The sequence below is a fragment of the Stenotrophomonas sp. PS02301 genome, assembly GCF_029959485.1.
In the GTDB taxonomy this organism is placed as follows: domain Bacteria; phylum Pseudomonadota; class Gammaproteobacteria; order Xanthomonadales; family Xanthomonadaceae; genus Stenotrophomonas; species Stenotrophomonas maltophilia_Z.
Map to the genome: position 1 here is coordinate 76,673 of NZ_JASCOO010000002.1, position 26,879 is coordinate 103,551.

The 26,879-nt window shown below is 64.3% G+C and carries 18 protein-coding genes, 9 tRNA genes and 1 pseudogene; 11 read left to right on the top strand and 17 right to left on the bottom strand.

Translation table 11 applies throughout. From position 1 onward, the window contains the following. The first annotated feature begins 36 nt into the window (after positions 1-36). From QMX81_RS01065 to QMX81_RS01075, 3 genes are all read left to right on the top strand, one after another. Complete coding sequence (locus QMX81_RS01065; RefSeq protein ID WP_282257567.1) at positions 37-2,235, top strand: PAS domain-containing protein; 2,199 nt, start codon at positions 37-39, stop codon at positions 2,233-2,235. 280 nt (positions 2,236-2,515) lie between these two features. Continuing rightward, complete coding sequence (locus QMX81_RS01070) at positions 2,516-4,378, top strand: methyl-accepting chemotaxis protein (protein WP_282257568.1); 1,863 nt, start codon at positions 2,516-2,518, stop codon at positions 4,376-4,378. 72 nt (positions 4,379-4,450) lie between these two features. Continuing rightward, positions 4,451-4,885 carry a DUF4189 domain-containing protein gene (locus tag QMX81_RS01075; RefSeq protein ID WP_282257569.1) on the top strand — a complete coding sequence of 145 codons (435 nt, stop codon included), beginning with the start codon at positions 4,451-4,453 and terminating at the stop codon, positions 4,883-4,885. Positions 4,886-5,312: 427 nt separating this feature from the next. Here QMX81_RS01075 and QMX81_RS01080 read toward each other — a convergent pair whose 3' ends face one another. The 5 genes and pseudogenes from QMX81_RS01080 to QMX81_RS01100 all read right to left on the bottom strand — a co-directional run bounded on the left by QMX81_RS01080 (position 5,313) and on the right by QMX81_RS01100 (position 12,950). Beyond that, positions 5,313-6,194, bottom strand: coding sequence for a hypothetical protein (locus QMX81_RS01080; RefSeq protein WP_282257570.1), 882 nt, complete (start codon positions 6,192-6,194; stop codon positions 5,313-5,315). A 53-nt stretch (positions 6,195-6,247) separates the two neighbouring features. Next, positions 6,248-9,427, bottom strand: a pseudogene (locus QMX81_RS01085) (type I restriction endonuclease subunit R). Further along, positions 9,424-10,635, bottom strand: a complete 1,212-nt coding sequence (locus QMX81_RS01090) for a hypothetical protein (RefSeq protein ID WP_282257571.1) — start codon at positions 10,633-10,635, stop codon at positions 9,424-9,426. The pseudogene QMX81_RS01085 and the gene QMX81_RS01090 overlap by 4 nt, the downstream one beginning before the upstream one ends. 10 nt (positions 10,636-10,645) lie before the next feature. Continuing rightward, the gene (locus QMX81_RS01095) at positions 10,646-12,196 is read right to left on the bottom strand and encodes a class I SAM-dependent DNA methyltransferase (RefSeq protein ID WP_282257572.1); all 1,551 of its coding nucleotides are present in this window, start codon (positions 12,194-12,196) and stop codon (positions 10,646-10,648) included. Between the two features lie 43 nt (positions 12,197-12,239). After that, entirely contained in the window at positions 12,240-12,950 is a 711-nt protein-coding gene (locus QMX81_RS01100; RefSeq protein ID WP_282257575.1) for a recombinase family protein, read from the bottom strand. A gap of 103 nt (positions 12,951-13,053) precedes the next feature. Here QMX81_RS01100 and QMX81_RS01105 point away from each other — a divergent pair, with 103 nt between their 5' ends. After that, complete coding sequence (locus QMX81_RS01105) at positions 13,054-14,049, top strand: DUF4238 domain-containing protein (protein ID WP_282257577.1); 996 nt, start codon at positions 13,054-13,056, stop codon at positions 14,047-14,049. Positions 14,050-14,302: 253 nt separating this feature from the next. Here the strand turns inward: QMX81_RS01105 and QMX81_RS01110 are convergent. Then, a tRNA-Leu gene (locus QMX81_RS01110) sits at positions 14,303-14,389 on the bottom strand. A gap of 124 nt (positions 14,390-14,513) precedes the next feature. Between QMX81_RS01110 and QMX81_RS01115 the strand changes: the two genes are divergently transcribed. Further along, the gene (locus QMX81_RS01115) at positions 14,514-14,894 is read left to right on the top strand and encodes a response regulator (RefSeq protein ID WP_121037162.1); all 381 of its coding nucleotides are present in this window, start codon (positions 14,514-14,516) and stop codon (positions 14,892-14,894) included. Between the two features lie 7 nt (positions 14,895-14,901). Here QMX81_RS01115 and QMX81_RS01120 read toward each other — a convergent pair whose 3' ends face one another. Next, positions 14,902-15,858, bottom strand: coding sequence for an SOS response-associated peptidase family protein (locus QMX81_RS01120; RefSeq protein WP_282257583.1), 957 nt, complete (start codon positions 15,856-15,858; stop codon positions 14,902-14,904). A 105-nt stretch (positions 15,859-15,963) separates the two neighbouring features. Here QMX81_RS01120 and QMX81_RS01125 point away from each other — a divergent pair, with 105 nt between their 5' ends. Continuing rightward, positions 15,964-16,380, top strand: coding sequence for a GNAT family N-acetyltransferase (locus QMX81_RS01125; RefSeq protein WP_282257584.1), 417 nt, complete (start codon positions 15,964-15,966; stop codon positions 16,378-16,380). 49 nt (positions 16,381-16,429) lie between these two features. Here QMX81_RS01125 and QMX81_RS01130 read toward each other — a convergent pair. The 10 genes from QMX81_RS01130 to QMX81_RS01175 form a co-directional block, all read right to left on the bottom strand. Beyond that, positions 16,430-16,505 (bottom strand) — tRNA-Glu (locus QMX81_RS01130). A gap of 49 nt (positions 16,506-16,554) precedes the next feature. Then, a tRNA-Ala gene (locus QMX81_RS01135) sits at positions 16,555-16,630 on the bottom strand. Positions 16,631-16,734: 104 nt separating this feature from the next. Further along, positions 16,735-16,810, bottom strand: a tRNA-Glu gene (locus QMX81_RS01140). Positions 16,811-16,859: 49 nt separating this feature from the next. Next, positions 16,860-16,935: transfer RNA gene (locus tag QMX81_RS01145), tRNA-Ala, on the bottom strand. A gap of 134 nt (positions 16,936-17,069) precedes the next feature. Continuing rightward, positions 17,070-17,145, bottom strand: a tRNA-Glu gene (locus QMX81_RS01150). A gap of 51 nt (positions 17,146-17,196) precedes the next feature. Next, positions 17,197-17,272: transfer RNA gene (locus tag QMX81_RS01155), tRNA-Ala, on the bottom strand. Between the two features lie 224 nt (positions 17,273-17,496). After that, positions 17,497-17,572 (bottom strand) — tRNA-Glu (locus QMX81_RS01160). Between the two features lie 53 nt (positions 17,573-17,625). Beyond that, a tRNA-Ala gene (locus QMX81_RS01165) sits at positions 17,626-17,701 on the bottom strand. A gap of 82 nt (positions 17,702-17,783) precedes the next feature. After that, positions 17,784-20,117 (bottom strand): heavy metal translocating P-type ATPase, encoded by a 2,334-nt coding sequence (locus tag QMX81_RS01170; protein ID WP_282257586.1) that lies wholly within the window; start codon positions 20,115-20,117, stop codon positions 17,784-17,786. Continuing rightward, positions 20,114-20,512 (bottom strand): heavy metal-responsive transcriptional regulator, encoded by a 399-nt coding sequence (locus QMX81_RS01175; RefSeq protein WP_121037154.1) that lies wholly within the window; start codon positions 20,510-20,512, stop codon positions 20,114-20,116. The genes QMX81_RS01170 and QMX81_RS01175 overlap by 4 nt, the downstream gene beginning before the upstream one ends. A gap of 205 nt (positions 20,513-20,717) precedes the next feature. On the opposite strand from QMX81_RS01175, the gene QMX81_RS01180 reads away from it, so the two are divergent. From QMX81_RS01180 to adiC, 5 genes are all read left to right on the top strand, one after another. Next, the gene (locus QMX81_RS01180; RefSeq protein WP_121037152.1) at positions 20,718-21,782 is read left to right on the top strand and encodes a helix-turn-helix domain-containing protein; all 1,065 of its coding nucleotides are present in this window, start codon (positions 20,718-20,720) and stop codon (positions 21,780-21,782) included. Positions 21,783-21,895: 113 nt separating this feature from the next. Continuing rightward, complete coding sequence (locus QMX81_RS01185) at positions 21,896-22,696, top strand: TlpA disulfide reductase family protein (protein WP_282257592.1); 801 nt, start codon at positions 21,896-21,898, stop codon at positions 22,694-22,696. A 39-nt stretch (positions 22,697-22,735) separates the two neighbouring features. Further along, entirely contained in the window at positions 22,736-23,548 is an 813-nt protein-coding gene (gene dsbG, locus QMX81_RS01190; RefSeq protein WP_121037148.1) for a thiol:disulfide interchange protein DsbG, read from the top strand. A 487-nt stretch (positions 23,549-24,035) separates the two neighbouring features. Then, positions 24,036-25,469, top strand: a complete 1,434-nt coding sequence (locus tag QMX81_RS01195) for a DcaP family trimeric outer membrane transporter (protein ID WP_282257593.1) — start codon at positions 24,036-24,038, stop codon at positions 25,467-25,469. 51 nt (positions 25,470-25,520) lie between these two features. Next, positions 25,521-26,870 (top strand): arginine/agmatine antiporter, encoded by a 1,350-nt coding sequence (gene adiC / locus QMX81_RS01200; protein ID WP_121037144.1) that lies wholly within the window; start codon positions 25,521-25,523, stop codon positions 26,868-26,870. Positions 26,871-26,879: the final 9 nt, after the last annotated feature.

Consider the following 26,879-nt stretch of genomic DNA (forward strand, 5'->3'; position numbering starts at 1 on the left):
AGGGCTGTGCGCGGCGTGTCGGACCGGAGCGCACGCATGAGCCGGCAACCGGACGCCCCCCTTGATGCGGCTGCCGCGCTGCGCGACATGGCCGAGCAGCGGCATCGGCTGGAAATGATCATCGAAGGCACCGCGGCGGGCACCTGGGACTGGGACATCCCGGGCAACCAGATGCGGGTCAACGAGCGCTGGGCGGAGATCGTCGGCTATACGCGCGAGGAACTTGCGCCGATCACGCCGGAGACATTCTTCAAGCTGGTGCATCCCGACGATCTGGCCCAGTCCAATGCGCTGCTCGAGGATCATCTGGAAGGTCGCTCGTCGCATTACGACAGCCTGTGCCGGATGCGCCACAAACAGGGCCACTGGATCTGGGTGCAGGACCGTGGCCGCGTCTACGAGCGCGATGCGCAGGGCCGCCCGCTGTGGATGGCCGGTGCCCACGCCGACGTCACCGAACTGCAGCAGGCCCGCCAGGAGGCGGCCAACATGCGCCAACGCCTGCAGGCGGTGGTGGATGCGTCTGATGAGGTGGCGGTGATCGCCACCGATGTCGATGGGGTGGTCAATCTGTTCAACACCGGTGCGCAGAAGCTGCTCGGTTACCGCCCCGATGAAGTGATCGGCCGGGTCAACCCGGGGCTGTTCCACGATCCGGATGAGATGCGCGCCTACCTGCAGCCCCAGGTGGGCGCGGATGGGCGCATGCCGACCATTTTCGAAGCGCTGACCGCGCGCGCCGCGCAGGGCACCTGGTCGCACCAGTGGACCTTCCTGCGCAAGGACGGCGAGCGGCGCCAGGTGCGCCTGTCGATCAGCCCGCTGGACTGCGCCGGCGGCAACCGGATCGGCTACGTCGGCATGGCGGTTGACCTTACGCCCCTGCTGCAGGTGCGTGAGCAGGCCTTCGTCGCGGCGGAGAAGTTCGCCGGCGCGTTCTCTTCGGCGGCGCTGGGCATGGCCCTGGTATCGCTGGAAGGGCGCTGGCTGGACGTCAACGATTCGCTGTGCGGCATCCTCGGCTACACCCGTGCCGAACTGCTGCAGATCGATTTCCAGACGCTGACGCATCCGGACGATCTGCATACCGATCTGGCCCTGCTCGGCGACCTGCTGGCCGGGCGCCGCGAGCATTACCACATGGAGAAGCGTTACCTGGGCAAGGCCGGCAACCTGGTCTGGGGGCGGCTGTCGGTGTCGCTGGTGCGCACGGAAAATGGCGAGCCGCTGCATTTCGTTTCGCAGATCCAGGACGTGACCGCCCAGCGGCTCAGCGGCCAGCAACTTCGCGAATCCGAGCAGCGCACCCGCGTCACGTTGGATGCGGTGGCCGACATGGTGCTGACCCTGGACCTGCACGGCGGCATCCAGTACGCCAACGCCGCGGCCACCCGCGCGCTGGCCGGGGAGGGCGCCGGGGCCTTGGCGGGCAGCCAGCTGCAGGAGGTGATGGAGCTCACGACCGAATACGCGCCGCGCTCCCCGCTGGATGTGGCCGTGCTGCTCGACCCGGACAGCAATGCGGTCGACCTGCATTCGGACCTGCTGCTGTCAGTGGGGGCGCATCTGCTGCCGGTCGACCTGACCCGCGCCTGGCTGCGCGATGAAAACGGCCAGTCCACCGGCGCGGTCTGGGTGATCCGTGACGTCACCCAGCAGCGTGCGCGCCAGCGTGAAGCCCGGCATCTGGCCGAAATCGATCCGCTGACCGAGCTGAGCAACCGGCGCGGCTTCGAAGCGCACCTGCAGCAGGCCATCACCCGGGTCGCGCGGACCGGGCAGTCGGCCTCGTTGATGTATATCGACCTGGACCACTTCAAGCCGGTCAACGATACCCATGGCCATCTGGCCGGCGATGCCGTGCTGTGGGCGGTGGCCAGCGTGCTGCGGCACGGCGTGCGCGATTCGGACATCGTGGCGCGCTTGGGGGGCGACGAGTTCGCGGTGATCCTGGCCGGCTGTTCGCTCAAGCGTGCCCGCCGCATCGCCAGCGATCTGCTCGAGGCGATGCGGGGGTTGTCGATCCCCTGGGACCAGCGGCGGTTGAGTGTGGGCGCCAGCATCGGCATCGCGCCATTGTTCGGGGGTATGAGCGTGGATGACGCGGTCGCCGCGGCCGATGCACAGTGCTACCGGGCCAAAGCGATGGGACGCGACAACGTCCAGGTGGAGGCCGACGCGCTCGGGGCCGTGGATCCCCTCGACGCCCTGGATGCGAGCGAAAGTGGCGAATGAGCACGGCCGGCCCTGCGCGGCGCCGGCCCGATGGTCGCCCTAAAGGTTTCAGAATCTCCGCCGTTATATGACTCGCAGTTGCTGCCCGTCTGCTCACGTGGATATCTGGCCGTACACCTTTTTTAAATGGTTCATGTTCGCCGGCCCGCCCGGTGTTTGAAGCCCATCGAAGTTGCGTCATCCCCACTGACGATCTTCGTGAGTCCCAGCCAACGGAATACCGCCACCGGGCCACCGCCCGGCGCTGACCTATTCGCTAACCGGACACCGAGGTCTAACGATGATTACTTCAGGCTTGCACACGCATGTGCCAGGTCGCGCCAGCGACGCCGACGCCGACGCCGGGTCGTTGTGGCGAACGCTCACGGCATGGTTCGTTTCCCGTCGCGCGGCCCATGGCAGCGCGGCATCGGCCGCGCTGCAACGGCAGGCCGAGCTCGAAGAGCAGATCAAGGCGCTGCATAGAGTCCAGGCCGTCATCGAGTTCCACCTCGATGGCACCATCGTGCATGCCAACGACAATTTCCTGCAGACACTGGGCTACACGCTGGAGGAGATCCAGGGCAGGCACCACGCCATGTTCGTGGATGCCGAGTATGCGAAGAGCGGGGAGTACCGGGACTTCTGGGCCAACCTGGGCCGCGGTGAGTTCGACGCCGGCCAGTACCGGCGGATCGGCAAGGGTGGACGCGAGATCTGGATCCAGGCGTCCTACAACCCGGTGTTCGAAAGCAACGGACGACCGTACAAGGTGGTCAAGTTCGCGACCGACATCACCGCGCAGAAATTGCAGGCGGCCGACTTTGCCGGCCAGCTCGCCGCGATCAACACATCGCAGGCCGTGATCGAGTTCGACCTCGAGGGCCGCATCCTGGCCGCCAACGAGAACTTCCTCGCTGCCATGGGCTATGCACTGGAGGAGGTGCGCGGGCAGCACCATGCGATGTTTGCCGAACCGGCGTATCGCGAGAGCGCGCAATACCGTGCGTTCTGGGCAAAGCTCGGCCGCGGCGAGTACGATGCCGGCCAGTACAAGCGCTTGGGAAAGGGCGGGCGCGAGGTCTGGATCCAAGCTTCGTACAACCCGATCTACGATATGAACGGACGGCCGTTCAAGGTGGTCAAGTACGCTACCGACATCACGGCCCAGGTGCGTGACTCCCTGGCGCTGCAGCAGGCCGTCGCGCAGACGCGTGAAGTGGTGGCGGCCGCGCAGGGTGGCGATCTGACCGGCCATATCGCCACCCAGGACAAGACCGGCCCGATCGCCGAGTTGTGCGAGGGCATCAATGCGCTGGTCGAAGCGATGGCCGGCATCATCACCCAGATCAAGCTGGCGGCCGACACCATCGCCGTGGGTGCCAGCGAGATCGCCGAAGGCAACAGCGACCTGTCCGTGCGCACCGAGCAGCAGGCGGCCTCGCTGGAGGAGACCGCCGTCTCGATGAAGGGGCTGACCGCAACCGTGCGGCGCACCGCGGACAACGCCCGCCAGGCCAATGAGCTGGCCGGTGGCGCGGTCGAGGTGGCGGCGCAGGGTGGGCAGGTGGTGCACGAAGTGGTCTCGACCATGTCGCTGATCAACGATTCCTCGCGCCGCATCGTCGACATCATCGGGGTGATCGACGGCATCGCGTTCCAGACCAATATCCTGGCGCTCAACGCGGCGGTGGAGGCCGCCCGCGCGGGTGAGCATGGCCGTGGTTTTGCCGTGGTCGCCTCGGAAATCCGCTCGCTGTCGCAGCGTTCGGCCGAGGCCGCCAAGGAGATCAAGCAGCTGATCGGCGACTCGGTCGAGAAGGTCGGGGCAGGCACGCGCCAGGTCGAGAGCGCGGGGCGCACCATGGACGAGATCGTGGTCAGCGTGAAGCGCGTGAGCGATCTCATGGCCGACATCAGCGCCGCGGCCCAGCAGCAGAGCGAGGGCATCGAGCAGATCAACCAGGTGGTCGAGCACATCGACGAGAGCACCCAGCAGAATGCCGCGCTGGTCGAAGAGGCCTCCGCGGCGGCCCGCAGCATGGAAGAGCAGTCCACCCAGTTGCTGCAGACGGTGGCGGCGTTCCGGGTGGCGGGGGCGGGCACGCATCGCTCGGTGCACCTCAATCCCACTACTGGCCAGCCCGCATTGCGTCTGGTCTGACTGCCGTGCGGGATGCATACGGCGCGCGGCTTTGGGATACTCGATCTTCCAAGGACAGGTCGGAGAATCACAATGCGGATTGCACCACGGTTGAGGATGCTGCTGGTCATGGGGATGGCCCTGCCATGCACTGCGGGCGCGGCGTCGGCGGTGTTCTATGACGCCGACACCGGCGCCTACGGCTATTCGATGAACAAGCGCAGCGTCAGCGCAGCCATGCAGCAGGCACTGGGGTATTGCGTACAGCACTCATTGAACTGCAGCAATCAGGCCAGTACTTCGCTGGGCGGTTACTCGGCGTTGTACACGGGCACCGGTGCCGTGGGCATTGCCCTGTCCGCACAGGACGATGGCGCTGCTCAGCGCAAGGCTGAGACGATGTGCCGACGAAAGGCGGGGGACTGCCGCCTGGCGTTGCTCTGGCGCGAGGAGCCGGCGGTGCCGCCCGTGCCGCCCGCACCACCGATCCCCGCACATCCACTGCCAGCGTTCGAACCGGTGGAGTAGCGATCGCGGCGCTGCCGATTCGCGAAGACAGGGTTGCCGCTTTGTAATGAAAAAACGCCCCGGATCCGTCGATCCGGGGCGTTCTGGTTTTCCATGGTGCCGAAGGTGGGACTCGAACCCACATGCGCCTGAGAGCAAGCCTGAATAGCACCCTCTGTAGCATCTCGCTCTCGCGATACATCACATCCAAGCCCCGACCAGTTCCGAATAGGCCCTCAATGGGCCTGTGGTGCTGGCAGATGTCGCCGAGTACCCGGTCAAACCTCGTACCTTGTGGAAAAAGGCGCTTGGTTCCCCTTGGAAATCGGTTGAGCTCAGCGTCGGAACTGAGGAGGGCATTCATGACGGCCTTGATGCCCTCGCGTTCGTTCGCCCATTCGCGGAACGCCCCTTTCAGTCGGTAGAGGTCTCCCTTCGGCGGCGTAGCTCAAACCTCCGCGTACGCCATCCGGATGCTCGACTGTCCAAAATCAAGTGAGGCAGTAGCGTCCGCCTCCTCGCCGTGCCCCCACGCAATGTCTGTCAGCCGGTCATCCGCGCCCATCTGTTGCCAGAAGCCGCCGTAAAGCCGCCCACGCTTTTCCAGACTGCCGTCGTTGAAGACCCGCTTCATGACGCGGTCTTCCATGTGTATGTCGATGTCTGGCTCCGAGAAGAAGTCAAGTTTGGCAGTGTTCAACCAAGCGTTGATCTCCTCCATCTGATCTCGGAGCAGGCGAACTTCATCCGTGTCAGGTAACTCCAACCGAGGGGCTTGGACCGTCCACTGTCCACCCTTGAATACTGGCACTTTGCGCCCCCGCAGCTCTAAAACGGCGCCATTCTTCTTCCTCTGTCGCCCGGTCGTGCGGAAGTCAGTGCTTGTGAGGCCGGCTTCGCGGACCTCCTGCAGCAGCCCAGGAAGCGCGCGCATCGTGGACTGGAGGCCATGTCGCGTCCCAGGCGGCGCTGTCCGCAGCTCGACAAGGGCGAGCCTCTCATCAGCCAGTAGGCGAACGACCTCGGGAAACCGCTCTGTCATGAAGTCCGCGCGGCGCTTGGCTGGGGTCAGCTTCTGGTTGGACATCTCCACGCTGGTCCAGCGATTCTCATCCTGCGGCGCGGTGGCTATTAGGTCGGACACTAGCGCCACTACGGTGCGCTCGAAGATTGCCTGGTCTACCGCCTTCCGCGTCCGAGTGCGTTCCTCCACGGCCTCCATGCGGGCCTGCACGTGAGCCACAAGGGCCTTGGCGGCAGGTGAGAACGGCACCCGTCGCGGCTCGAACATACGATCCCGCTTGAGGCCGGTCCAATCGTCAACTTCCATCGCTTTCTAAAACTCGACAACCCTTATCCCAGGCCGCAGGAAGCCCCGGAGATTCACTGATAGCGGCTCGTTCCTGCGCCGCTGTACGCGTCGAACACATGTGCGTAAGCCGCGATCATTTTCTCCTCTCGGAGATCCCTTGAGAAGACCGGCGGCAATTCCCGAAACTTGAGCTTCAGCGTCTGACGCACGGCAGCGCGGGCCTGCTGCTTCTCCCGCCAATCCAGCACAAGCTTTTCCCGCTTCAGTGCCTCTAGCAGCTCCCGACATACCTTTTTGACCTGCAGCACTTCGTCCTTTGCCAAGCCAGGCTCTGGGTTGGTCAGGATGTCGAATATCGCGAGTTCTTCTTCAGAGAGCCCCTCCGCCACGGCGCGGGTCTCTTCCTCGGTGAGTTCGCGAGCAAACTTCACGAGATCCGCGAACAACGACTCGATGTTCTGACTACCCGCGTTGTAGGAGTCGATGAGCTTCTGAAACTTCTCCGCGAAGTCGGCGCGCGAGGCGTTGAGCCTGAGCATTTCAACCAACTTGCCCTCGATCAGGCGACGAAGCTTCTCCGCCTCAGTACGCTTCTTGCCTTGGGCGAACTTTTCCTGCAGCGCGGTGAAGTCGATCTAGGACAGATTCACCAGCGCCTCGGGTCGGCTGGCAGGACCGATGCGATAGCCCTCGGTCGCGATGGAGTCGTTCAGTAACTCCTCCACATCGCCCATGACGCCCGAGATGTCCGGCGGGTCGGTTTGAGCACGGATGCGGTCGGCGATGTGGGCGACCAGCACCGAAAGCGGCGCCAAATCGTTCGCCAGCGGATCGGGCAGGATTGCCTTGAACAGGCGTGAGACCCGCGAGGCAATCTGCAGGTACTGCTTCTTGTCGGCCTCACCGATCAGGATGGCCTCAACCGCTTCGTCGATGCCTCCAATACGCTCGAACCCTTGCGAGGCGGCGATTGCCTCCAGGTTGAAGCCGTGAGCGCCAGCGAACGTACGCGCGCCCTCCAGCGCCTCCTGCAGCGCAGCCACAAGCGCCGACTTGTCGAGGATCGGCTCTCCGCCGCGCTCACCCGGCTTGGCGTAGACCGCAAGCGCGTTCTGCAGCGCACGGAAGATCCCAACATAGTCCACGATCAATCCCGATTCCTTGCCCGCTGCCACGCGGTTGGCACGGGCGATGGTCTGCATCAGCGTGTGCGCCCGCATCGGCTTGTCGAGGTAGATCGTCGAACAGGTCGGTACATCGAAGCCGGTGATCCACATGGCGCAGACGAACACGAGCCGCAGCTTGCCATCGGGATCTTTGAACTGCTCGTCGAGGCCATCCTTGAGCATCCGCTGCCGATGTCGGGTGATGTCCAGGCCCTTCTTCTTGAGTTCCTCCACCTCGTTCTGACCTTGGCTGACCACGACGGCCATGTCCGTCTCTTCCATCAGCCGGATGCGGGCAATCAGCGCCTCGCGCTCATTCCCCTTGGCCTGGAGCAGCTCGACCTTGAGTCGGGCGACCTCGGCTTTCCAGTGCGCCTGCACCTTGTCGTACATACGTACGGCGGTGGCTTTGTCGATGCAGACCATCATGGCCTTGCCGCGGTAGCCACGACCTGTGAAGTGCGTCACAACGTCCTCGGCGATGGCTTCCAGCCGCTCCTCGCGAGTAATGATGTGGTATTCGCGGCCGAACTCTCGTTCGAGCTTTTTCTCCTGATCCTCGTCCAGCTCCGCGTCCTCCAGCAATGCCTCCAGGTCGCGGTTGAGGCTCTGGTTGGTGAGCTGCACCTCGGGGATGCGATTCTCGTAGTAAAGCGGTACCGTGGCGCCGTCCTCGATAGAGCGGGCAAAGTCGTAGACGCTCACGTACTGGCCAAACACCTCGCGCGTGCGCTCGTCATCACCCTTGATCAGCGGCGTCCCTGTGAAGCCCAAGAAGCCAGCGTTGGGCAGCGCATTGCGCATGTTCAGCGCGAAGACGTCGTACTGGCTGCGGTGAGCCTCGTCGGTGATCACGATAACGTCCGAGCGGTCCGACAGCTGCGGGTACGCCTTGCCAGGTTCACTCCGGAACTTCTGGATCAGCGTGAAGATGTAGCGCTCATTGCCGCGCAAGAGTTCCTTCAGGTGCTCGCCACTGGTCGCCCGCACGTCCTCGCGAGAGGTTGCGCCGGTGCTCTTGAAGGTCTTGCTGATCTGATCATCCAGTTCCTCGCGATCGGTCACGATCACAAAACTCCAGTTACCCGCCAGCTTGCGGAGCACTTTCTGGCTGAAGAACACCATCGAGAGGCTCTTGCCCGACCCTTGTGTGTGCCAAAACACGCCCAGACGCTTCCGCTGGGTCTCGTCGGATTCGCGCAGTTCCGCCAGACGGGCGATGGCACGGTTCACACCCAGAAGCTGGTGATTCTTAGCAGTCTTCTTGATCAGCCCGCCGCGGCCAGCCTCAAATACGGTGAAGTTCTCGACGTAGTCCAGCAGCTTCGTCGGCTCCAGCAGGCCGCGGAGTGCGCGCTCCAGCGATACTTTGCCGGCCTCGTCCTCGTCATCTACCCGCTTCCAGTCGAAGAAATGCTCCCACGCGCTGGTCAGCGTGCCCACCTTGGTGTCCGAGCCGTTGGACAGCAGGATGAAGGCGTTGGGGTGGAAGAGCTGCGGGATCGACTGGCCGCGGTAGTCGCGCAGATTGTCGTTGAACGCACCCTTCAGCGGCACGCTGGGCTTCTTGAGCTCGATGAAGATCAGCGGCAAGCCGTTGACGAACCCCAGCAGATCGCAGCGGCGCCGGTACATATCGCCTGCGACCCACATCTGCGACGCAAGGAAGTAATCGTTGTTGCCGGGCGTGGTCCAGTCAATTACCCGCAGCGTTTCGGCGGTCTGCCCGCCTTGCTCGTCGAGCACCACCACCCGCACACCGTCCTTGATTAGGTCGTAGACCTCACTGTTGGCACTGACGGCGAGTTGCTTGGAGCGGTCCCGTGAGAGTTGCTCCATGGCTTGCTCGTAGGCATCCGCCGACAGGCCGGGATTAAGCTTCTTCAGCGCTGCACGTAGCCGGGGCTTGAGGATGACCTGATGTTCGCTCTCGCGGCCCTCGGAGCCGTTTACGCCGAAGGTCTCGGTGTAGAGGTTCGCGTGCGTCCAGCCCAGCGTCTCAAGGAGTTCAATCGCAGGCTGCTCGACGAGCATCAGCTCGCCGTAGCTGGCGGACATCTCCTTGATGCCAAGCGTGGGGCTCATGCGGCGGCTGCCTCCGGCTCGGGCGTCGCCGACACGTCCAGCTCGCCGGAGATGAGCTTGGGGAGTAGGAGGTCACGGATAGTGCGGAGGTTGGCGTTCTTCATCGCCAGAGTCTGTATCAGCCGGAACATAGGCTGCACCTTCTTGCCAAACGCGCGCAATGTCCTGGCATCTGGCTGCGTCAGCATGAAAGTGTCGAAGCACGCATCCCGAACACGCTGTCGTCCCGAGGCGCCCGACATGCTCTTGATCGCGTTGTCTCGGAACGGCGTGGAGCGAGCCAACAAGTAGACGAACTCAGGCGTGAGAGAGTGGGATCGAAGCACGATGAACTCGGTCGATCCGAACGCTGCGGATTCCGCGTCCGGGAGGAACTGCACGAATCCTGTCTTACCGTTCTCCAAGCAAGGCGTGATTCGTGCAAACAGGGTGTCATCATTACGGAACTTCGATCCGCTATTGCCTGTGCGTTGCTCCGGCTTACCGATAAGCATTGACGCATCAGAGAGACAGTTCATCGCGACGAACGGCTTAATGCCGTCCTTAGCGACCTTGGTCTGCGGATTGATATGAATGGCCGTAGACGCCTTCGTCACGGCCCACCTCTCCGGCACTAGCCCCAGCTCGGACTCGACCATCCGCACGTTATCGTGGCCGGGGAAGCGGAAATGGACGAACCAATCCTCGTAGATGCGCCGGGCCATCTCCTCCAGGATCGCGATGCGCCGCGTGTTGTTCTCGATCAGGTCGTCGTACGCGGCGAGTATAGAGGCGATACGGCGCTGAGTACTCAAGGGCGGCGTCGGAACGAATGCCTCCCGGTATAGAGGGTGATGCCCTTTGTATTCGCTGATTCTTACGCGCCCCTGCATCGCGTAGTAGAACCAAGCGGTATCGGAAATTCCTTCAATGCCAATTTTTGGAAAGATATTCTGGATGCAAGAAAATGGCCTCTTGACGAGGCGCATCGCGCAAGTGTGGTTGGCAAACGTGGCAACGGGATTCGAAGGTGACGCCTGTACTCCTGCCTCTTCGTCATGAAAGCCGAGATAGCCGTGTTCCGACTGATTCAGGACTGGCACCTCGCCGCTTGCCTCAGTGCTCCTTGAGTCGAACAATTTTCCAGGTTTGAGCTTGGTTACGAGGTCATCACTCCGCTTCCAGACCCATCCCTCGGGAAGAGGCGTCAACTCGTTTTCGTGCAACATCAGTGGCTGCTCAACCGCCACGAGCCACCTCAAGAATTTCCGAGAGATTCATGGACACTAGGTCTTGTAGCTGGCATGCATTCGCATCGAGCGTGTCCAATTCCTCGCTCAGCTCCTCCAGCCGCTCCGTGAAGTCGAACGCATCCGCCGCTCGCTCGCCGACACCAACATAGCGCCCGGGGTTCAGACTCCAGCCCTGCGCCTCAATATCGGCTAGCGTCGCGGTCTTGCACAGGCCGGCCACATCGGCATACGCGAACGTCGGAAACCTCTCCTTCAGTAGCGACTTACTCTCGGCCTCGAACTCAGGCTTCTCGCCGCGATACAGGCGCACGATGTTGGCGATGAACTCCAGTTGTTCCGGCGTGAACTCGCGAATCGCCCGGGTGACCTGCTTGAAGTACGGCCGCGCATCCACGAACAGCACCGTGTCTCGACGCTGCTTTGGCTTGCCCTTGTCGAAGAACCACAGGGTGCAAGGCAAGGTCACCGTGTAAAAGAAGTTCGAACCGATGCTGACGATCACGTCCACGTCGCCGGACTGGATCAGCCGCTTGCGGATTTCCAGCTCGCTACCGCGCGCATCACCCGACGAGTTCGCCATGACGAAGCCAGCACGCCCCTGCTCACTGAGCGCGGTATGGAAGAGCTGAATCCATAGATAGTTGCCGTTGTCCGTGGTCGGCAGGCCTACGGGAAAACGCCGGTCCTCCTTGAGTCGATCCTTGTCCACGCCGGAGACGTTGAACGGCGGATTCGCCATCACGAAGTCGAAGCGACCTACCGCCTTATGTGGGTCTTCGTAGTAGGTATTGGCCTCGCGGATGTCGCCAGAGAGGCCGTGCACGGCGAGATTCATCTTGGCGAGCTTGACAGTCTTGGCGTCCTTCTCGGTACCGAAGACAGTCAGCTCGTTGGTAGCACTGCGGTGGTGACGCTCCACGAAATCCGCGCACTGAACGAACATGCCGCCCGAGCCACAGGCCGGGTCGAAGATGCGACCGTGGAAGGGCTGCAGGACCTCGACGATTAGCCGGACGATGCTGGTGGGCGTGTAGAACACGCCTCCCTTAGAACCCTCGGCCCGGGCAAAACTGCCCAGGAAGAACTCGTACACCTTGCCGAACGCATCGCCAGACATGTCCAACGGGCTGAGTAGGCGCAGCAGCTCCACTAGCGTGGCGTTCGGCAGGCGATTGTAGTTGCGAGGCAGCACGCCTTTGAGTTCGCCGTTGGCGCCCTCGATCAGCAGCATGGCCTCATTCAGCGCCTTGCCGACGTTGTCGCCCTCAGTGAGCTGCAGCAGCGCATCGAACCGTGCGGCCTCTGGCAGATAGACCACGCCCTCAGCCTGATAGTCATCTTCTTCTAGTTCGTCCGCTTCCCAGCCCTTGTCGAGGAGGAGCTGGTGCGCCTCGGCAAAACGCTTGTCTGCGTATCGCAGGAAAATCAGCCCAAGCACCGGCTCCGAGAAATCAGCCGGACGAAGCCCGGTGTTGGCCCACAGCTGATCGGCCGCGGCCCACAAGCGGTTCTCGACCGCAACAAGATCAGAAGACATCTATTCCCCACACCACTCAATTCCGCCTCGTTCCGGCGATAGATCAGAAGTATCGCCGCCGGGTACCCGAAAGACCAGCATCAGGTTGCCAGCCGTGCCATGAGGTTCCGCACCGACGACTTGTGCCAGGTCCCTCCGCGGGGCGTGAGGATCTCCCGAGCATTGAGCTCAGCCGCGATGGCCCCGAGGGACGTGACGCCGTTCCTGACCAGTTCTGCCATAAGGCCCCTGAGACGCTCGGAATGGGCGTCAGCGCCGCACCGGATGGCCTCCAGGGCGCCTGGTTGCCTCTGCCAGCACGCCGAAGTGCTGCGGCTCCGTTGGGATTACCCAACCGCTGGCCGCGCGCCTTGGCTGCCTGGAGCGCTTCCCTGGTGCGCTTGGAGATCGCTTCGCTTTCCTGATGTGCCACTAGCGCCATGATCCCGACCGTGAGCTCGTTTGCATCCGGCATGTCCGCCGCGACGAACTTTACCCCACTGTCCCGCAAGGCCAGCAGGAACGCCGCATTGCGTGATAGTCGGTCCAGCTTGGCGATCAGCAAGGTTGCCCCTGTGACCCGCGCCAAATGCAGCGCCTTGGCAAGCTCAGGCCGACTGTCGTCCTTTCCGCTCTCCACCTCGGTGAAGCTCTGGAGGACCTGGGTACACCGCTGGGCAACGAAGGCATCCGTGGCGGCCCGTTGGGCCTCCAGACCGAGCCCGCTGCGGCCCTGCCGTGCGGTGGACACGCGAAGGTAGACAACAATCTTCATGAGGTACAGAGCTGCGTGACGTTGGGTACGCCAATTTGTACTTCGGTTGCGGCGTTTAGGTCAACCGATTCCAAGGCAAACTTAGGCGACACCAGGGGAAGCTATGGAAAGCGTGCAGGACAACCCAACAGAGGTTTCGACGGCTTCGCCGCCCTTGCTAAAGGGGCCTAAGAGGCAGCACTACCTGCCCAGGTTTTATCTACGGGGTTTCGCAGGAGCCGATGAGTGCGTCGCGGTATACGACCGGCAGAATGGCGCTCTGCGGAGGCAGAAGCCGGAGTCAACAGCTGTCGTCGGACACTTCTACACGATGGTCGACCCGGATGGCCGCCAACGGTTCGAGCTTGAAAGGGCCCTCTCTGAAATCGAATCGGTGGGCGCCGAGGTGATACCTCGGTTGATCGCAGGGGAGCCGTTGCAGGACGAACAGAGGCAGAGCTTCGCACTCTTCATAGCCGTGATGGCGGTGCGGACTCCTTGGATGATCGAGAACGTCAAGCGCATGGAGGCGCAGTTGGTCGAGCACCTCACGCTGATGATGTTCGGCGATGCAGAGCGCGGCGCTCAGGCGCTGCGGGACTTCAAGGGGCAGGACGCATCAGAGGCGGAGATCAGGGCCGAGGCAGAGGGAATCGCTGCCCTCGTGACCGGAGGCGGCTTGCGAGCATCAATCGACCATCAGCACGCGGTGACCCAAGCAATGCCTCAAGCGCTCTCCCTAGCTCCGATCTTTGCGCAACGTGACTGGAGTGTTCTCAAGACGCCGGCAAGGCACTCCTTGGTGACAACCGACGCGCCCGTGATCGTGGTCCCCGATGGGCATACACCGCGGCACCTGGGACCGATAGGGTTCGGCAGCCCCGGCACGCGCACTTTCTTCCCGCTTGATGCCTCTCACCTACTGGTCATGGACGGCAACGACGCACGCTTGGGACATGGATTGTTCCGGAGCGAAGTGATTCGGTACGTCAACCGGCAGCTCGCGGCAAGGTGTGTTCGATACGTTATTGGGCGCGATGATCCGATGGTCTCCTCGATCTCGCGTGCCTCTGGACTGATTGCCGGTTCAACGCCTGAGCCGGCGTTCGTTATCCATTGAACTGCGCAAGGGCAGTCAACCCTTGGGGCCACCCCACGAGGGGATGAAGCGCACGGTTCATCCTCAGATACCCCCACGGAAATTTTCTCCCAACATTCCGGCGAACCGCTACTTGGCTAGAGAAAGTGGCGCCCCTTAAAGCAAAAAGGCCCCGGCGAGATCACCGAGGCCCTCTGCGAGGGCGCATAACAAGTCGCTTAGCGAAAACTATGCGATCCATATAACTCATTGAATTTAATGAGTTTTTCCCACTTGGTGCCGAAGGTGGGACTCGAACCCACACGCTTTTAAGGGCGGCGGATTTTGAGTCCGCTGCGTCTACCGATTCCGCCACTTCGGCTGGCTGGCCGCGTAGTGTATACAAGATGTCGGCATTTGTGCAGACCTGAATGCTTAAGTTCCTGTCAGGGTTTCACCTACGCAGGACGCTATACTCATCGCGCTGAACCATACAGGGAGTCGTCATGAGCGCGCTGCAGGATCTTCGGGTGCTGGTGGTGGAGAACGACGAAATGAGTGCCGCCCTGCTGCAGATGCAGTTGGTGCAGTCCGGCGCGGTGGTGGTGGGGCTGGCGGCGTCGGTATCCGAGGCGCTGCGGCTGCTCGGCGAGACCCAGCCACACGTGGTGCTGCTGGATTACCGCCTGGCCAACAATGAAACCAGTGAAGCGGTTGCTGCGGCGTTGGCCGCGCGCCAGATTCCCTTCGTGCTGGCCACCGGCATGGCGACCGAGCATCTGCCCGAGGCCTTCCGGGCAGGCATCATCCTGACCAAGCCCTACCTGACGGCCGAGTTGAATGCCGCGCTGGGGCGGGCACGGATAGGCGATTCGGTCGCCGGCTGAGCAGCGCTCACGCCGCTTCGGCGTGCGCCAGTGTTACCGGCTCGCGATCGTCCAGGATCCGGTACAGCGCAGCGAGGTCGCGGGGGTCCGGGTTCAACCAGGCATCCAGATGTTCGCGCCGGATCGGTACGATGCAACGGTCGTGGCCGGTGCGTGCCACATCGGCCGGTGGCGCGTCGGTGATCGCGGCAAACGACAGCAGGCGGCCTTCCGGTCCTTCCCACGCCGACCACAGGCAGGCGATCAACAGATCGCGCGGTGGCTGCGGGCTGAATTCCAGCACCACGTTCTCGGCTTTCTCGCCGGGTGAGAGCGGGCGCTGCTCCAGTGCATGCCGCGGCACGTGCTCGTAGAACGATTGCACCACCACCACGCCATGCTGGTGGCCGAACGCGGATTTCCAGTACGCCTCCAGGCTGTCGCGGCGCGCGTTGTAGGTGCCCGGATACAGCACGTCGTTGCGCGCGGGCTTGTCCGGCAGCCGGCATTGGTAGCGCATCGGCTTGATCACGCGCTGGCCCTGCTCGGACACGATCACCGGCGCGTAGACGCCGGGGAAAATGCGGCTGTCGCGCGGTACCAGGCCGGCACGCTGCAGATCGGACAGGCGCGTCTGCGCACGTTCAATCCGATTGCCAGCCACGCGCAGTTCATTGCGCGCCTTCTGCGTGGGACGGGCGGCCAGGTGTTCTTCGGCCGCCTTCAGCCGGGCGCTCTGCAGGCGCACCTCCTCATCCAGCGCCTGCATCTCCTCGGCATGCCATTGCTGTATCCGCGCCACGATCTGCTGGCCCTGCGCGGTGCGCGCGCCGGCGAAGCCATCGTCCATTGCCTTGGGGGTTTTCGGGCGTTGCTTGCCGGCGTCATGGGCATACAGCTGGGCGAACTCGTCCAGGGACAGCATGGCGCCGTACTCACGGACCAGCTTGGTGTAATCGGCGCGGATCTGGGCGGAATAGCACATGGCGGCATAACAGGGTGGGCAGGGGGACAGGATAGGCCGGTGGATCGCACATGCTGCGAATACGTTCGGGCATGCTGAGCGTCCATTCATTGCCGGACCGGTCTCATGTTGCTGCCTGCTGGTGTTCATTGCATTCCCCTGGCGCCGAGCGTGGAGGAATACCGCGCGCTGCGGGTGCTGGCCGGCCTGAGTCCGAAAACGGCCGATGCGGCGGCGCGTGGCCTGCCCAACACGGTCTTCGGTGTGAGCCTGCGCGAGGGAGACCGGTTGCTGGCGATGGGGCGGCTCATCGGCGACGGCGGCTGCTTCCTGCAGGTGGTGGATATCGCCGTGGTCCCGGACCGCCAGGGTCAGGGCCTGGGCAAGGCGGTGATGGCCGAGCTCGATGCCTGGCTGCACGCCAATGCCCAAGGTGCCTATGTGAGCCTGATCGCCGATGGCCAGGCGCACCGGCTGTATGCGCAGTTCGGTTTCACCGTGACCGCGCCGCGCTCGGTGGGCATGGCGAAGGTGGTGGCGTAGGCCCATAAACAAACAGCCCCGACCGAAGTCAGGGCTGTTTGTTTGAAGCTGGCGTCCCCACGGGGATTCGAACCCCGGTCGCCACCGTGAAAGGGTGATGTCCTAGGCCTCTAGACGATGGGGACGCGTTAAACCGAATTTTGGCTTCTATCGGACGGCCTGTGTCCGGAGAAGTGGTGGAGCCAGGCGGGATCGAACCGCCGACCTCCTGCATGCCATGCAGGCGCTCTCCCAGCTGAGCTATGGCCCCACAGTTGTGCTGCGAGCCGCCTATCATAGCGGCGGTCTTGCCGAATGGGAAGGGGCTCGTCAAACAAAAAGCCCCGACCGAGGTCAGGGCTGTCTGTTTGAAGCTGGCGTCCCCACGGGGATTCGAACCCCGGTCGCCACCGTGAAAGGGTGATGTCCTAGGCCTCTAGACGATGGGGACGCGTTAAACCGAATTTTGGCTTCTATCGGACGGCCTGTGTCCGGAGAAGTGGTGGAGCCAGGCGGGATCGAACCGCCGACCTCCTGCATGCCATGCAGGCGCTCTCCCAGCTGAGCTATGGCCCCACGTTGTACCGCGAGCCGCCTAGTGTATCTGCCTGTTCACGTTTGTGGAAGCCTTTCGGGCATCCGCATCGCAACCGCAGTAGGCGGTGAACAAAAAGACCCGGCATGCCGGGCCTCGGTGTTCTTCTGATGAGTGGCGTCCCCACGGGGATTCGAACCCCGGTCGCCACCGTGAAAGGGTGATGTCCTAGGCCTCTAGACGATGGGGACGCATAAACTCATCAAATTGTTCAGCACACCCGAACGGCCTAAGGTCCGGAGTGGTGGAGCCAGGCGGGATCGAACCGCCGACCTCCTGCATGCCATGCAGGCGCTCTCCCAGCTGAGCTATGGCCCCACGATGCTGGAGGCGGAATTCTACGCGGCCGTGAAGCATTCGCCAAGTCTTTTTTCCGAAATACCGAAGAAAGAATGCACGCAGGCATCCATCTGCAGAGGCTGACCTTTGCCAGAGCGAGTGCATCGACACGCACGCGATATAACAGGCGGCCAATGCCGAGCGTTGATCGATGCGTGAGAAACAAAAAGCCCCGACCGAAGTCAGGGCTGTTTGTTTGAAACTGGCGTCCCCACGGGGATTCGAACCCCGGTCGCCACCGTGAAAGGGTGATGTCCTAGGCCTCTAGACGATGGGGACGCACGAAAACTTCAAATTTTGTCACTGCAATCTGATCGGCCTAATGATCGGATTGGTGGAGCCAGGCGGGATCGAACCGCCGACCTCCTGCATGCCATGCAGGCGCTCTCCCAGCTGAGCTATGGCCCCACGTCGTGAGGAGCGAAATCATAGCGACGACGTTTTCGATTGGCAAGAAAAAAGTGAAGAAATATCGTCATGCAATCCGTTGTCACTCGCCGGGCAGTCGTTGATGGCGCAGCCGTAGTGCATTGCTGATCACCGAGACCGAACTCAGACTCATCGCCACCGCCGCCAACATCGGCGACATCACGATGCCCAGCGGATACAGCACGCCGGCCGCCACGGGAATGCCGAGGCCGTTGTAGAGAAACGCAAAGCCCAGGTTCTGCCGCATGTTGCGCACGCTCGCGGTGGACAGTTGGCGCGCACGCAGGATGCCGCGCAGATCGCCTTTGACCAGCGTGACCTGTGCGCTCGACATCGCCACATCGGTGCCGTTGCCCATCGCGATACCAACGTCAGCACTCGCTAACGCCGGCGCGTCGTTGATGCCATCGCCGGCCATCGCCACCTTGCGGCCCTGTGCCTGCAGCGAACGGATCAAGGCGGCCTTGTCGGCGGGGCGCATCTCACCGTGGACGTCATCCAGGCCGAGTTCCCGCGCGACGGCCTTCGCGGTGGCCGCGCCGTCGCCGGTGGCCATGACGATGCGCAGGCCATCGCGGTGCAGCTGCACGATGGCTTCGGCGGTGGAGGCCTTGATCGGGTCAGCCACCGCGAGCAGGCCCCAAAGCTGGCCATCGACGGCGAGGTACATCACGCTGGCCGCGGTGCTGCGCAAGCGCTCGGCATCTTCGCGCAGCGCCTCCAGTGCGACACCGTGTTCGTCCATCAACGCGGTATTGCCAAGCAGCAGCCGCCTGCCGTCCACCACGCCCTGCACACCCATGCCGGTCAGGGAATCGAAATCGTCCACGCTGGCCAGCGGCATCCTGCGCGCGTGCGCTTCGGCCACGATCGCAGCCGCCAACGGATGCTCGCTGCCTTGGTCCAGGCTGGCCGCCCACTGCAGGATCTGGGCGGCAGCGAAGGGCGCCACCGCCCGCACGTCGCGGAACGCTGGCTTGCCCTCGGTCAACGTACCGGTCTTGTCGACCACCAGCGTGTCGATCTGGCGCAGTGCCTCGATCGCCTCGGCATCGCGGAACAGCACGCCGTTCTGCGCGGCGCGACCGGTGGCGACCATGATCGTCATCGGTGTGGCCAACCCCAATGCGCATGGGCAGGCGATGATCAGCACTGCGACCGCGCTCAGTACCGCATGCGTCCATGAGGGCGCCGGACCGAACAGCCCCCAGCCGAAGAACGTCAGCACCGCCACCGACAACACCACCAGCACGAACCAGTACGCGACGGTGTCGGCCATGCGCTGCATGGGGGCACGTGAGCGCTGCGCCTGCGCCACCAGCTGCACGATCTGCGCCAGCATGCTGTCATCGCCAACGCGATCGGCGCGCACGACCAGGCTGCCAGTGCCGTTGAGTGTCGCGCCGATCACCGTGTTGCCCACGGCCTTGGCCACCGGCACCGGCTCACCGGTGAGCATCGATTCATCGATGGAGGAGCGGCCTTCGACGACCGTGCCATCCACGGGCACCTTCTCACCCGGGCGCACGCGCACGCGGTCGCCGGGCTGCAGCGCGGTAATGTCGACGTCTTCCTCGCGGCCATCCCCGCGCAGCACGCGCGCGGTCTTCGGTGCCAGGCCGAGCAGCGCCTTGATCGCGGCGGAGGTCTTCGCCCGTGCGCGCAGCTCCATCAACTGGCCGAGCAGCGTGAGCGAGATGATCATCGCCGCCGCCTCGAAGTAGACGCCGACATGTCCATGCTGCTGGAACGACGGCGGGAACAGACCGGGCGCGACGGTGGCGACCACGCTGTAGCCGTACGCCGCCAGTACGCCCGTCCCGATCAGGGTCCACATGTTCGGGCTGCGGTTGCCGATCGACTGCGCCCAGCGCTGCAGGAACGGCCAACCGGCCCAGAGCACCACCGGCGTCGCCAGGGCCAGCTCGATCCACACCCTCAGATCGGGCGCGAGGCCGTGCAGCACGGGTGTCATCGCCAGCATCGCCAGGACCATCGTCGCCACACTCAGCGGCAGGCTCCACCAGAAGCGGCGACGGAAGTCGATCAACTCGGGATTCTCGCCCTCATCCAGGCTGGGCATCTTCGGCTCCAGCGCCATGCCGCACAGCGGGCAGGTGCCGGGGCCTTCCTGCACGATCTCCGGGTGCATGGGGCAGGTGTACAGCGTGCCGGTGGGGGCCGGGTCGCCGATGTGTGATGCCGGTTCCAGATAGCGCTGGGGGTCGGCGATGAACTTTCGCCGGCAGCCATCGCTGCAGAAGTGGTAGTCGCTGCCGTCATGGCGGGCATGGTGGGCCGTGGCGGCCGGGTCGACGGTCATGCCGCAGACCGGGTCGGTGGAAGGGCCGTCGTCCGCACGGGAGACCTTGCTGTGGCCGTGGCTGGCGTTCATTGGCGTGACTCGGTCAACGCGGTCAGGATCGGGCACTGTTGCTGATCGCCATGCCCGGGGCAGGCATCGACCAGCTGCTTGAGCGCGCCGTGCATCCGCTGCAGTTCGCTGATGCGCTGTTCGATGTCGGTGAGCTTGTTCACCGCACTGTCGCGGATCTGCGCCATGTCCTGGCCACGCTGATCGCTGAAGGCCAGCAGATCGGCGATTTCATCCAGGCTGAAACCCAGTGCCTTGGCGCGGCGGATGAACTGCAGGCGGGTCAGGTCGCTCTCGCTGAAGACCCGGTAGCCGCCGGCGCTGCGCCGTGCGGTGGGCAGCAGCTGCTGCCGTTCGTAGTAGCGCACCGTGTCGATGGGCACGCCGGCCTGGCGCGCGAGCTGTCCAATGTTCATGAGCACCTCGTGGATGACGCTCCATTCTGAACCTTGGAGTCTGCTCCAGAGTCAAGCCGGAACCCCACTGGAAATTCAGTTGGCGTGAAATTTACAACTAGTTGCATGGTCGTTCTCCCGGGACGCCCGTAGCCTCAGGCGATCTTATGTATCGACCTGTTCTGCCCGGCCCCACGCCGGCAGGCACTGTCCCAGGAGAAGGGCCATGGACGCACCCCGCAACACGTTGCAGCCGGACCGCCGGCCGGACACGCCGACCCTGATGGAAGTCGCCGTGGTGGAATTCCCCGGCAGCCTGCGTGCCGCCGCGCCCGTACTGTCCGAGCTGGCGCAGCGCTGCAACCGCACCGTGGCGGCCGGGCGCCGCACCGGCCCACGCATGCTGGTCACGCGCTGGACGATGTCCGCCCGTGGCATGCAGCGGGTCGCGGGGGCGGAGCTGTTCGGCGAGGCCCTGCCGGCGATCATTGTCGTGCCAGGCAGCGAATCGAGCTGGACCATGGCGCCGCCGGACGAGCGCCTGCTGGCCTGGGTGCGGGAATGTCATGATGGCTGCAGCTTGCTCGCCGGCTGCGACGAGGGCGGGCTGCTGCTGGCTGCCGCCGGCGTGCTGGCCGGGCGCTCGGTCAGCGTTCCCGATCCCGCGCGCTGTCCGGCGCTGCGTACGATGGTGCCCAGCTGGCTGCCCAGCGAGCGCACGCTGGTCGATGACGGTGACCTGCTGACCGCAGCAGGCCAGGAGGCCTGGAAGTACCTCAGCCTGCGCCTGCTGGCACGGGTGTACGGGCAGGGTGTGATGAACACAGTCATCCAGCAGCTGCAACTGGTGATCCCGCGCACCGAACTGGATGATCTGGAACGTTTCAGCCCGAATTTCGCCCACGGCGACCGCTGCATCCTCAAGGCACAGCGCTGGCTGCACGGTATCGCCGCACGCGGCGTGGGGCTGGACGACATCTGCGCACAGGCCGGTCTGGAGCCGCGGACGCTGCAGCGACGGTTCCTGAAAGCCACCGGCATGCGTCCGATCGAGTACTGCCAGCGCCTGCGCATCGCCAAGGCGCAGTTGCTGCTGCAGGCGGGCGGGGTCGTGGACGAGGTGGCGTGTGCGGTGGGCTATTCCGACCAGAGTGCGTTCCGGCGGTTGTTCCTGCGCATCGTCGGGCTGACGCCGGCACGCTATCGCCGCCAGCTGGCGGCGCAGCAGCGCGAGCATGCAGCAGTACGACCGGTCGGCCGAGGGGTCGAGGCCATCCGTTCGGTGGCCTGAATCGAGCGGTACCGGCACGCTTGATCCATTGATGCCTTGCTGGGACCATGCGGGCGGGCCCGATGCAACAGCCGTCGCAGTTGGCGTGTCCCGGGCGACGGCGGAGAGAAGCAATGATCAGCAGTGTAGGCCCGGTACCGCTTGCGGTCGTGTGGGTGTTGGTGGGTCTGGGCATGGCGATGCTGGTGGCCAGTGTGGTGCGTGCCCCGGCAATCGAGGGCGCACCGCGTCCGCGATCGGTGGTGGTGGACATGCTGCTGCTGGGCCTGCTCGCCGGGCGGGCAGGTTTCGTGATCTGGCATGCAGCCGACTATGTGGCCGATCCCTGGGCAGTGCTGCGTATCGGCGATGGCGGGTTTGTGCTGTGGCCGGCACTGCTGGTCGGGCTGGGGTGGGGCGGGTGGCGCCTGCGTCGCTGGCCCACACTGCGCCGCCCCGTGGCTGCCGCTGCGCTGGCAGGCCTTCTCGGTTGGGCCGTGCTGTCCACCGGCGCCGGCTGGCTGCAGCAATCGTGGGTGTCATTGCCTGCGATCACCCTGACATCGCTGCAGGGCGCGCCCGTCGCGCTTGACGAGGCCCGGGGCGAGCCGGTGGTGATCAACCTCTGGGCGAGCTGGTGCGGGCCCTGCCGCCGCGAGATGCCGGTACTGGCACGCGCACAGCAGCGCCATCCTGATATCCGCTTCCTGTTCGTCAACCAGGGCGAAACGCGCGACGAAGTGGATGCCTTCATGGCGGCCGAACACCTGTCGCTGCGCAATGTGCTGCTCGACGAAGAAGCACGTGTTGCCGAACGGCTGCAGGTACATGCGTATCCGACTACCCTGTTCTTCGATGGGCAGGGCCGGCTGCGGCACCTGCACCTGGGCGAGCTGACGGCCGCCGGCCTGCAATCCAAGCTCGACGACCTGTAAGGGTCGCGGGTCGTTTATTCCATGAATCCAGGAGTCTCCATGACGTTGAAATCCTCGCGCACGCTGATCACCGCGCTGTCCGCCGCGCTGCTGATCGCACTGGCCGGCTGCAGCCAGGCGCAGACGCCGAAGGCCCCGGCAGAGAAGGCCGGCGGTGAACGGCCGGCGGTGCTGAAGGGCATCGAAAAGCATGGGTTCGAGGTGATCGGCGAGTTCGACGCACCCGGCGGCCTGCGCGGTTTCGCCGGTGTGGTCGGTGGCCAACAACCGGCGGCGGCGTATGTGACGGCTGATGGGAAGAACGTCGTGGTGGGCAGTCTGTTCGATGCCAACGGCGAGGATGTGGGCGCCGCGCCGCTGGAGAAGCTGGTGGCCAAGCCGATGTCCGAGCGCTCGTGGAAGAAGCTCGACGAGAGTGCGTGGGTGCGTGACGGCAAGGCCGACGCGCCGCGCGTCGTCTATACCTTCAGCGATGCGAACTGCCCGTACTGCCACCGCTTCTGGGAGGCCGCGCGGCCGTGGGTGGACGCGGGCAAGGTGCAGCTGCGCCACGTGATGGTCGGTGTGATCCGCGAAGACAGCCCTGCCAAGGCGGCTGCCATCCTCACCGCGCCCAACCCCAGCGCTGCGCTGCTGGAGAACGAGCGCCTGTTCGACAAGGGCGGTATCAAGCCGGCAGCGTCGTTGACGGCGGAGGTCGCCAACAAGCTCGATGCCAATCAGGTGCTGATGATCGAGCTCGGATTCCAGGGCACACCGGGCATTTTGTTCAAGGACGCCCAGGGAATGGTGCAGCGCCGTTCCGGCATGCCGCAGGGGGATGATATGACCGTGGTGCTCGGCCCGCGCTGAGTACTGGCGACCGTAGTGCCACAGCGCGCCGGGCAATGCCCGGCGCGTTGCGTTTGGGCGGCCGGATATCCGCCTGGTAGTGGGGGACGTCACACGCTGTCGCATTCGGCTTGATTTGGATCAAGGCTGAAATCGCCTGCGTCGCTACGCTGCCCTGCATGCGCTATCTCCTGGATTTCCCCGCACAAGGCGGACGCGTGGCCGCCCAGTCAGAAAACTGCCTGAGAACGTTCACGGGGTTCTCACTTTGCGATTGGTACTCAGAGCGCTGGCTGCCGCGCGTCAACGCGGCGGTCATCAGGGATGAGGGGATCCCGTGCGAGCGTACCCATGCAGGCGATGTGTCCGATGGCGTGACCGCCACCGGACCGCGCGTCGGCAGAGGTCGCCCGCATTGCAGTGCCGGGCTGCGTGCTCACCACCTGCGACGTTCTGGTCGTCAGCCGGTGTGGACCCGCGGGACTGTGTACGGTTCAAGGAGGACGTGATGCGCTTGGCTGTGTTGACGGTCGCATGCGTGGCAGCCTTGGCTGCGGCGCCGGTATATGCGCAGGATTCGGCTGCCGCGTTGCGGCAGGACATCCAGACGCTGCGGCAGGCGCTGGAACAGATGGAAGCGCGCCTGCAGGCCATCGAATCCGGCAAACCTCCGCCCGCGTCACCGACGGTCACGGCGGCGCCTGCGCCGAGCATGGGCTCACGTCCCGCACTCTCGCCAGCGCCCTTGACCGCCCAGGCACAGGTGCCCGGCATGGGCCAGGCCATCCTCCCGCAACGCGACTCCGTTGCGGATCCGTCCACCGCCGCATCCCGCCCGGACAGCGCCGCTGGCCCGACCGATCCCGAGCTGAAAGGCTTCTTCGCGATCCCCAACACCGACACCCTGATCCGCATCGGCGGCTACGCCAAGCTCGATGCGATCGCTGATTCACGCGCGGCCGGCGACCAGGAGCAGTTCATTACCTCCTCGATCCCCGTCGGCAGTGCGCACCGGGATGTCTCCAACTTCACCCTGCACGCCAAGCAGACCCGCTTCAGCTTTGAAGCGCGGCGGCCGACCACCCATGGCAACCTGCGCTTCTATCTGGAGAACGACTTCTTCGGCGCCAGCGACAGCTATCAGTTCCGCCTGCGCCATGCTTACGGGCAGCTCGGCAATACCTACGCCGGCTATGGCTATTCGACCTTCATGGATGCCGACAGCCTGCCCGATACGCTGGATTTCGCCGGGCCGGGTGGGGCGGGCTACCTGCTGGTGGCCGGCATCCACCACAGCTTCGCGATGGGCAAGGGCAACACGCTGACCGTGGCTGCCGAAGATCCCGATACCCAGTTGAGCACCCCCGCCGAGGGGATCATGCCGGCCGATCAACTGCCGGATGTCACCGTTACCGCCCGCATGGAGCGCGACTGGGGCCATCTGCAGCTGGGCGCGGTCGCCCGCAGCCTGGGCTACGACGGCGATGCAGGGGATGGCCGCCGTTTCGCCGGTGGCCTGCAACTCAGTGGCTCGGCCGCGGTGGGCGAGCAGGACCTGCTGCTGTTCGGGATGCTCGGTGGCAAGGGCCTGGCCCGCTATACAGCCGACCTGACCGGCTCGGGCATGGATGCGGTGGTGACCGCCGATGGCCGCCTGCAGGCGCTGTCGCTGTACGGCGGCTTCGTCGGGTACACGCACTACTGGTCGCCGCTATGGCGTTCGAACCTGATCTACGGCCAGCTCACCAGCGGGCGCAACGCGGCACTGGCTGCCGATGCATTCCGCCAGAGCCGCTATGGCGTCTTCAACCTGCTCTGGAGCCCGGCACCGTCCTGGACGATGGGCATGGAACTGCTCTACGGACAACTGGAACAGCAAAGCGGGCAACGCGGCGACACGATGCGGCTGCAGGGCAGCCTGCAATACAACTTCATCAAGTAACTCCCACCGCCCGGCACGACCGGGTCCCTGCCTGGCAAAGGAGCAAACGTCATGGCACAAGCAAAGAAAATCGGGGTCGTCGGTGCCACCTTCCTGGTGGCCGGCAACATGATGGGGTCGGGGGTGTTCCTGCTGCCCTCCAGCCTGGCCAAGATCGGCACCGCCTCCATCTGGGGCTGGCTGATCACCACGGCCGGCGCGCTGCTGCTGGCGTTCGTGTTCGCCAAGCTCGGCAGGCTCGCGCCCAAGGCCGGTGGCCCGTATGCCTATGCACGCGATTGGTTCGGCCCTTACATGGGCTTCCAGACCAACACCATCTACTGGTTCGCCAACTGGATCGGCAACGTTGCCATCCCGATCGCGGCAGTGGGTTACTTCAGCTACTTCTTCCCGATCCTCTCCGAGCCGCTGCCGCGCTGCATCGCGGTGCTGGCACTGGTGTGGGCGCTGAGCTTCGCCAACGTCATCGGCCCGTCGTTCGTCAGCAAGCTGCAGACGGTGACCACCAGCTTCGCCCTGGTACCGATCCTGGGCATCGCGATCTTCGGCTGGTTCTTCTTCGATCCGACCATTTTCAAGGGCGCCTACAACGTCTCCGGTGAATCCAACTTCGGCGCGATCTCCAGCGCAGCGGCGTTGACGCTGTGGGCCTTCATCGGCGTGGAATCGGCTTCGGTCACCGCCGGGGTGGTGGAGAACCCGGAGAAGAACGTGGCCCGCGCGACGCTGGCCGGCGTGTTCCTGGCGGCGATCGCCTACATCGCCAGCTCCTCGGTGATCATGGGCATGGTGCCCAACGGCGACCTGCAGGTCTCCGATGCGCCGTTTGCACTGGCTGCTGCCAATGCGGTGGGTGGCTGGGGCGGTGCGCTGGTGAGCCTGTGTGCCTTCGTGGGTGCGGCCGGCTCGCTCGGCGGTTGGATCCTGCTCACCGCGCAGAGTGCCAAGGCGGCCTCCGATGACGGCCTGTTCCCGAGCATCTTCAGCAAGACCAACAAGGATGATGTGCCGGTCAAAGGCGTGCTGATCGTGGCCGTGCTGATGACCCTGGCGGTACTGGTCACCTCCACCTCCAAGACCGCCTCGGCCCAGTTCGACGTGATCACCTCGGCCGCGGTGGTGCTGACCCTGCTGCCCTACATCTACTCGTGCGTGGCCTGCTATTTCGTGGTGGAGCGCTCGCACACGCTGGTGCATACCGGCGCGTTCTGGCTGCTGACCAGTGTCACCGTCGTGTACTGCCTGTGGGCGATCTTCGGCTCGGCCGGCAACATCGTGCAGTACGCCTTCCTGTTCGTGTTGTTCATCACGGTGTTCTATCCGTTCTTCAGCGAGGAGCGTCGCCGCCAGCGCGGCCAGCTGCCCGCGCTCGACGCCGCCGTCCGCACGACGCTTTCGTGATCTTCCCCC

Bases quoted from the DNA above. Each gene is read 5' to 3' on its own strand.
- QMX81_RS01065 (WP_282257567.1), top strand. From the start codon at position 37: ATGAGCCGGCAACCGGACGCCCCCCTTGATGCGGCTGCCGCGCTGCGC.
- QMX81_RS01070 (WP_282257568.1), top strand. From the start codon at position 2,516: ATGATTACTTCAGGCTTGCACACGCATGTGCCAGGTCGCGCCAGCGAC.
- QMX81_RS01075 (WP_282257569.1), top strand. From the start codon at position 4,451: ATGCGGATTGCACCACGGTTGAGGATGCTGCTGGTCATGGGGATGGCC.
- QMX81_RS01080 (WP_282257570.1), bottom strand. From the start codon at position 6,194: ATGGAAGTTGACGATTGGACCGGCCTCAAGCGGGATCGTATGTTCGAG.
- QMX81_RS01090 (WP_282257571.1), bottom strand. From the start codon at position 10,635: ATGTTGCACGAAAACGAGTTGACGCCTCTTCCCGAGGGATGGGTCTGG.
- QMX81_RS01095 (WP_282257572.1), bottom strand. From the start codon at position 12,196: ATGTCTTCTGATCTTGTTGCGGTCGAGAACCGCTTGTGGGCCGCGGCC.
- QMX81_RS01100 (WP_282257575.1), bottom strand. From the start codon at position 12,950: ATGAAGATTGTTGTCTACCTTCGCGTGTCCACCGCACGGCAGGGCCGC.
- QMX81_RS01105 (WP_282257577.1), top strand. From the start codon at position 13,054: ATGGAAAGCGTGCAGGACAACCCAACAGAGGTTTCGACGGCTTCGCCG.
- QMX81_RS01115 (WP_121037162.1), top strand. From the start codon at position 14,514: ATGAGCGCGCTGCAGGATCTTCGGGTGCTGGTGGTGGAGAACGACGAA.
- QMX81_RS01120 (WP_282257583.1), bottom strand. From the start codon at position 15,858: ATGTGCTATTCCGCCCAGATCCGCGCCGATTACACCAAGCTGGTCCGT.
- QMX81_RS01125 (WP_282257584.1), top strand. From the start codon at position 15,964: ATGTTGCTGCCTGCTGGTGTTCATTGCATTCCCCTGGCGCCGAGCGTG.
- QMX81_RS01170 (WP_282257586.1), bottom strand. From the start codon at position 20,117: ATGAACGCCAGCCACGGCCACAGCAAGGTCTCCCGTGCGGACGACGGC.
- QMX81_RS01175 (WP_121037154.1), bottom strand. From the start codon at position 20,512: ATGAACATTGGACAGCTCGCGCGCCAGGCCGGCGTGCCCATCGACACG.
- QMX81_RS01180 (WP_121037152.1), top strand. From the start codon at position 20,718: ATGGACGCACCCCGCAACACGTTGCAGCCGGACCGCCGGCCGGACACG.
- QMX81_RS01185 (WP_282257592.1), top strand. From the start codon at position 21,896: ATGATCAGCAGTGTAGGCCCGGTACCGCTTGCGGTCGTGTGGGTGTTG.
- dsbG (WP_121037148.1), top strand. From the start codon at position 22,736: ATGACGTTGAAATCCTCGCGCACGCTGATCACCGCGCTGTCCGCCGCG.
- QMX81_RS01195 (WP_282257593.1), top strand. From the start codon at position 24,036: ATGCGCTTGGCTGTGTTGACGGTCGCATGCGTGGCAGCCTTGGCTGCG.
- adiC (WP_121037144.1), top strand. From the start codon at position 25,521: ATGGCACAAGCAAAGAAAATCGGGGTCGTCGGTGCCACCTTCCTGGTG.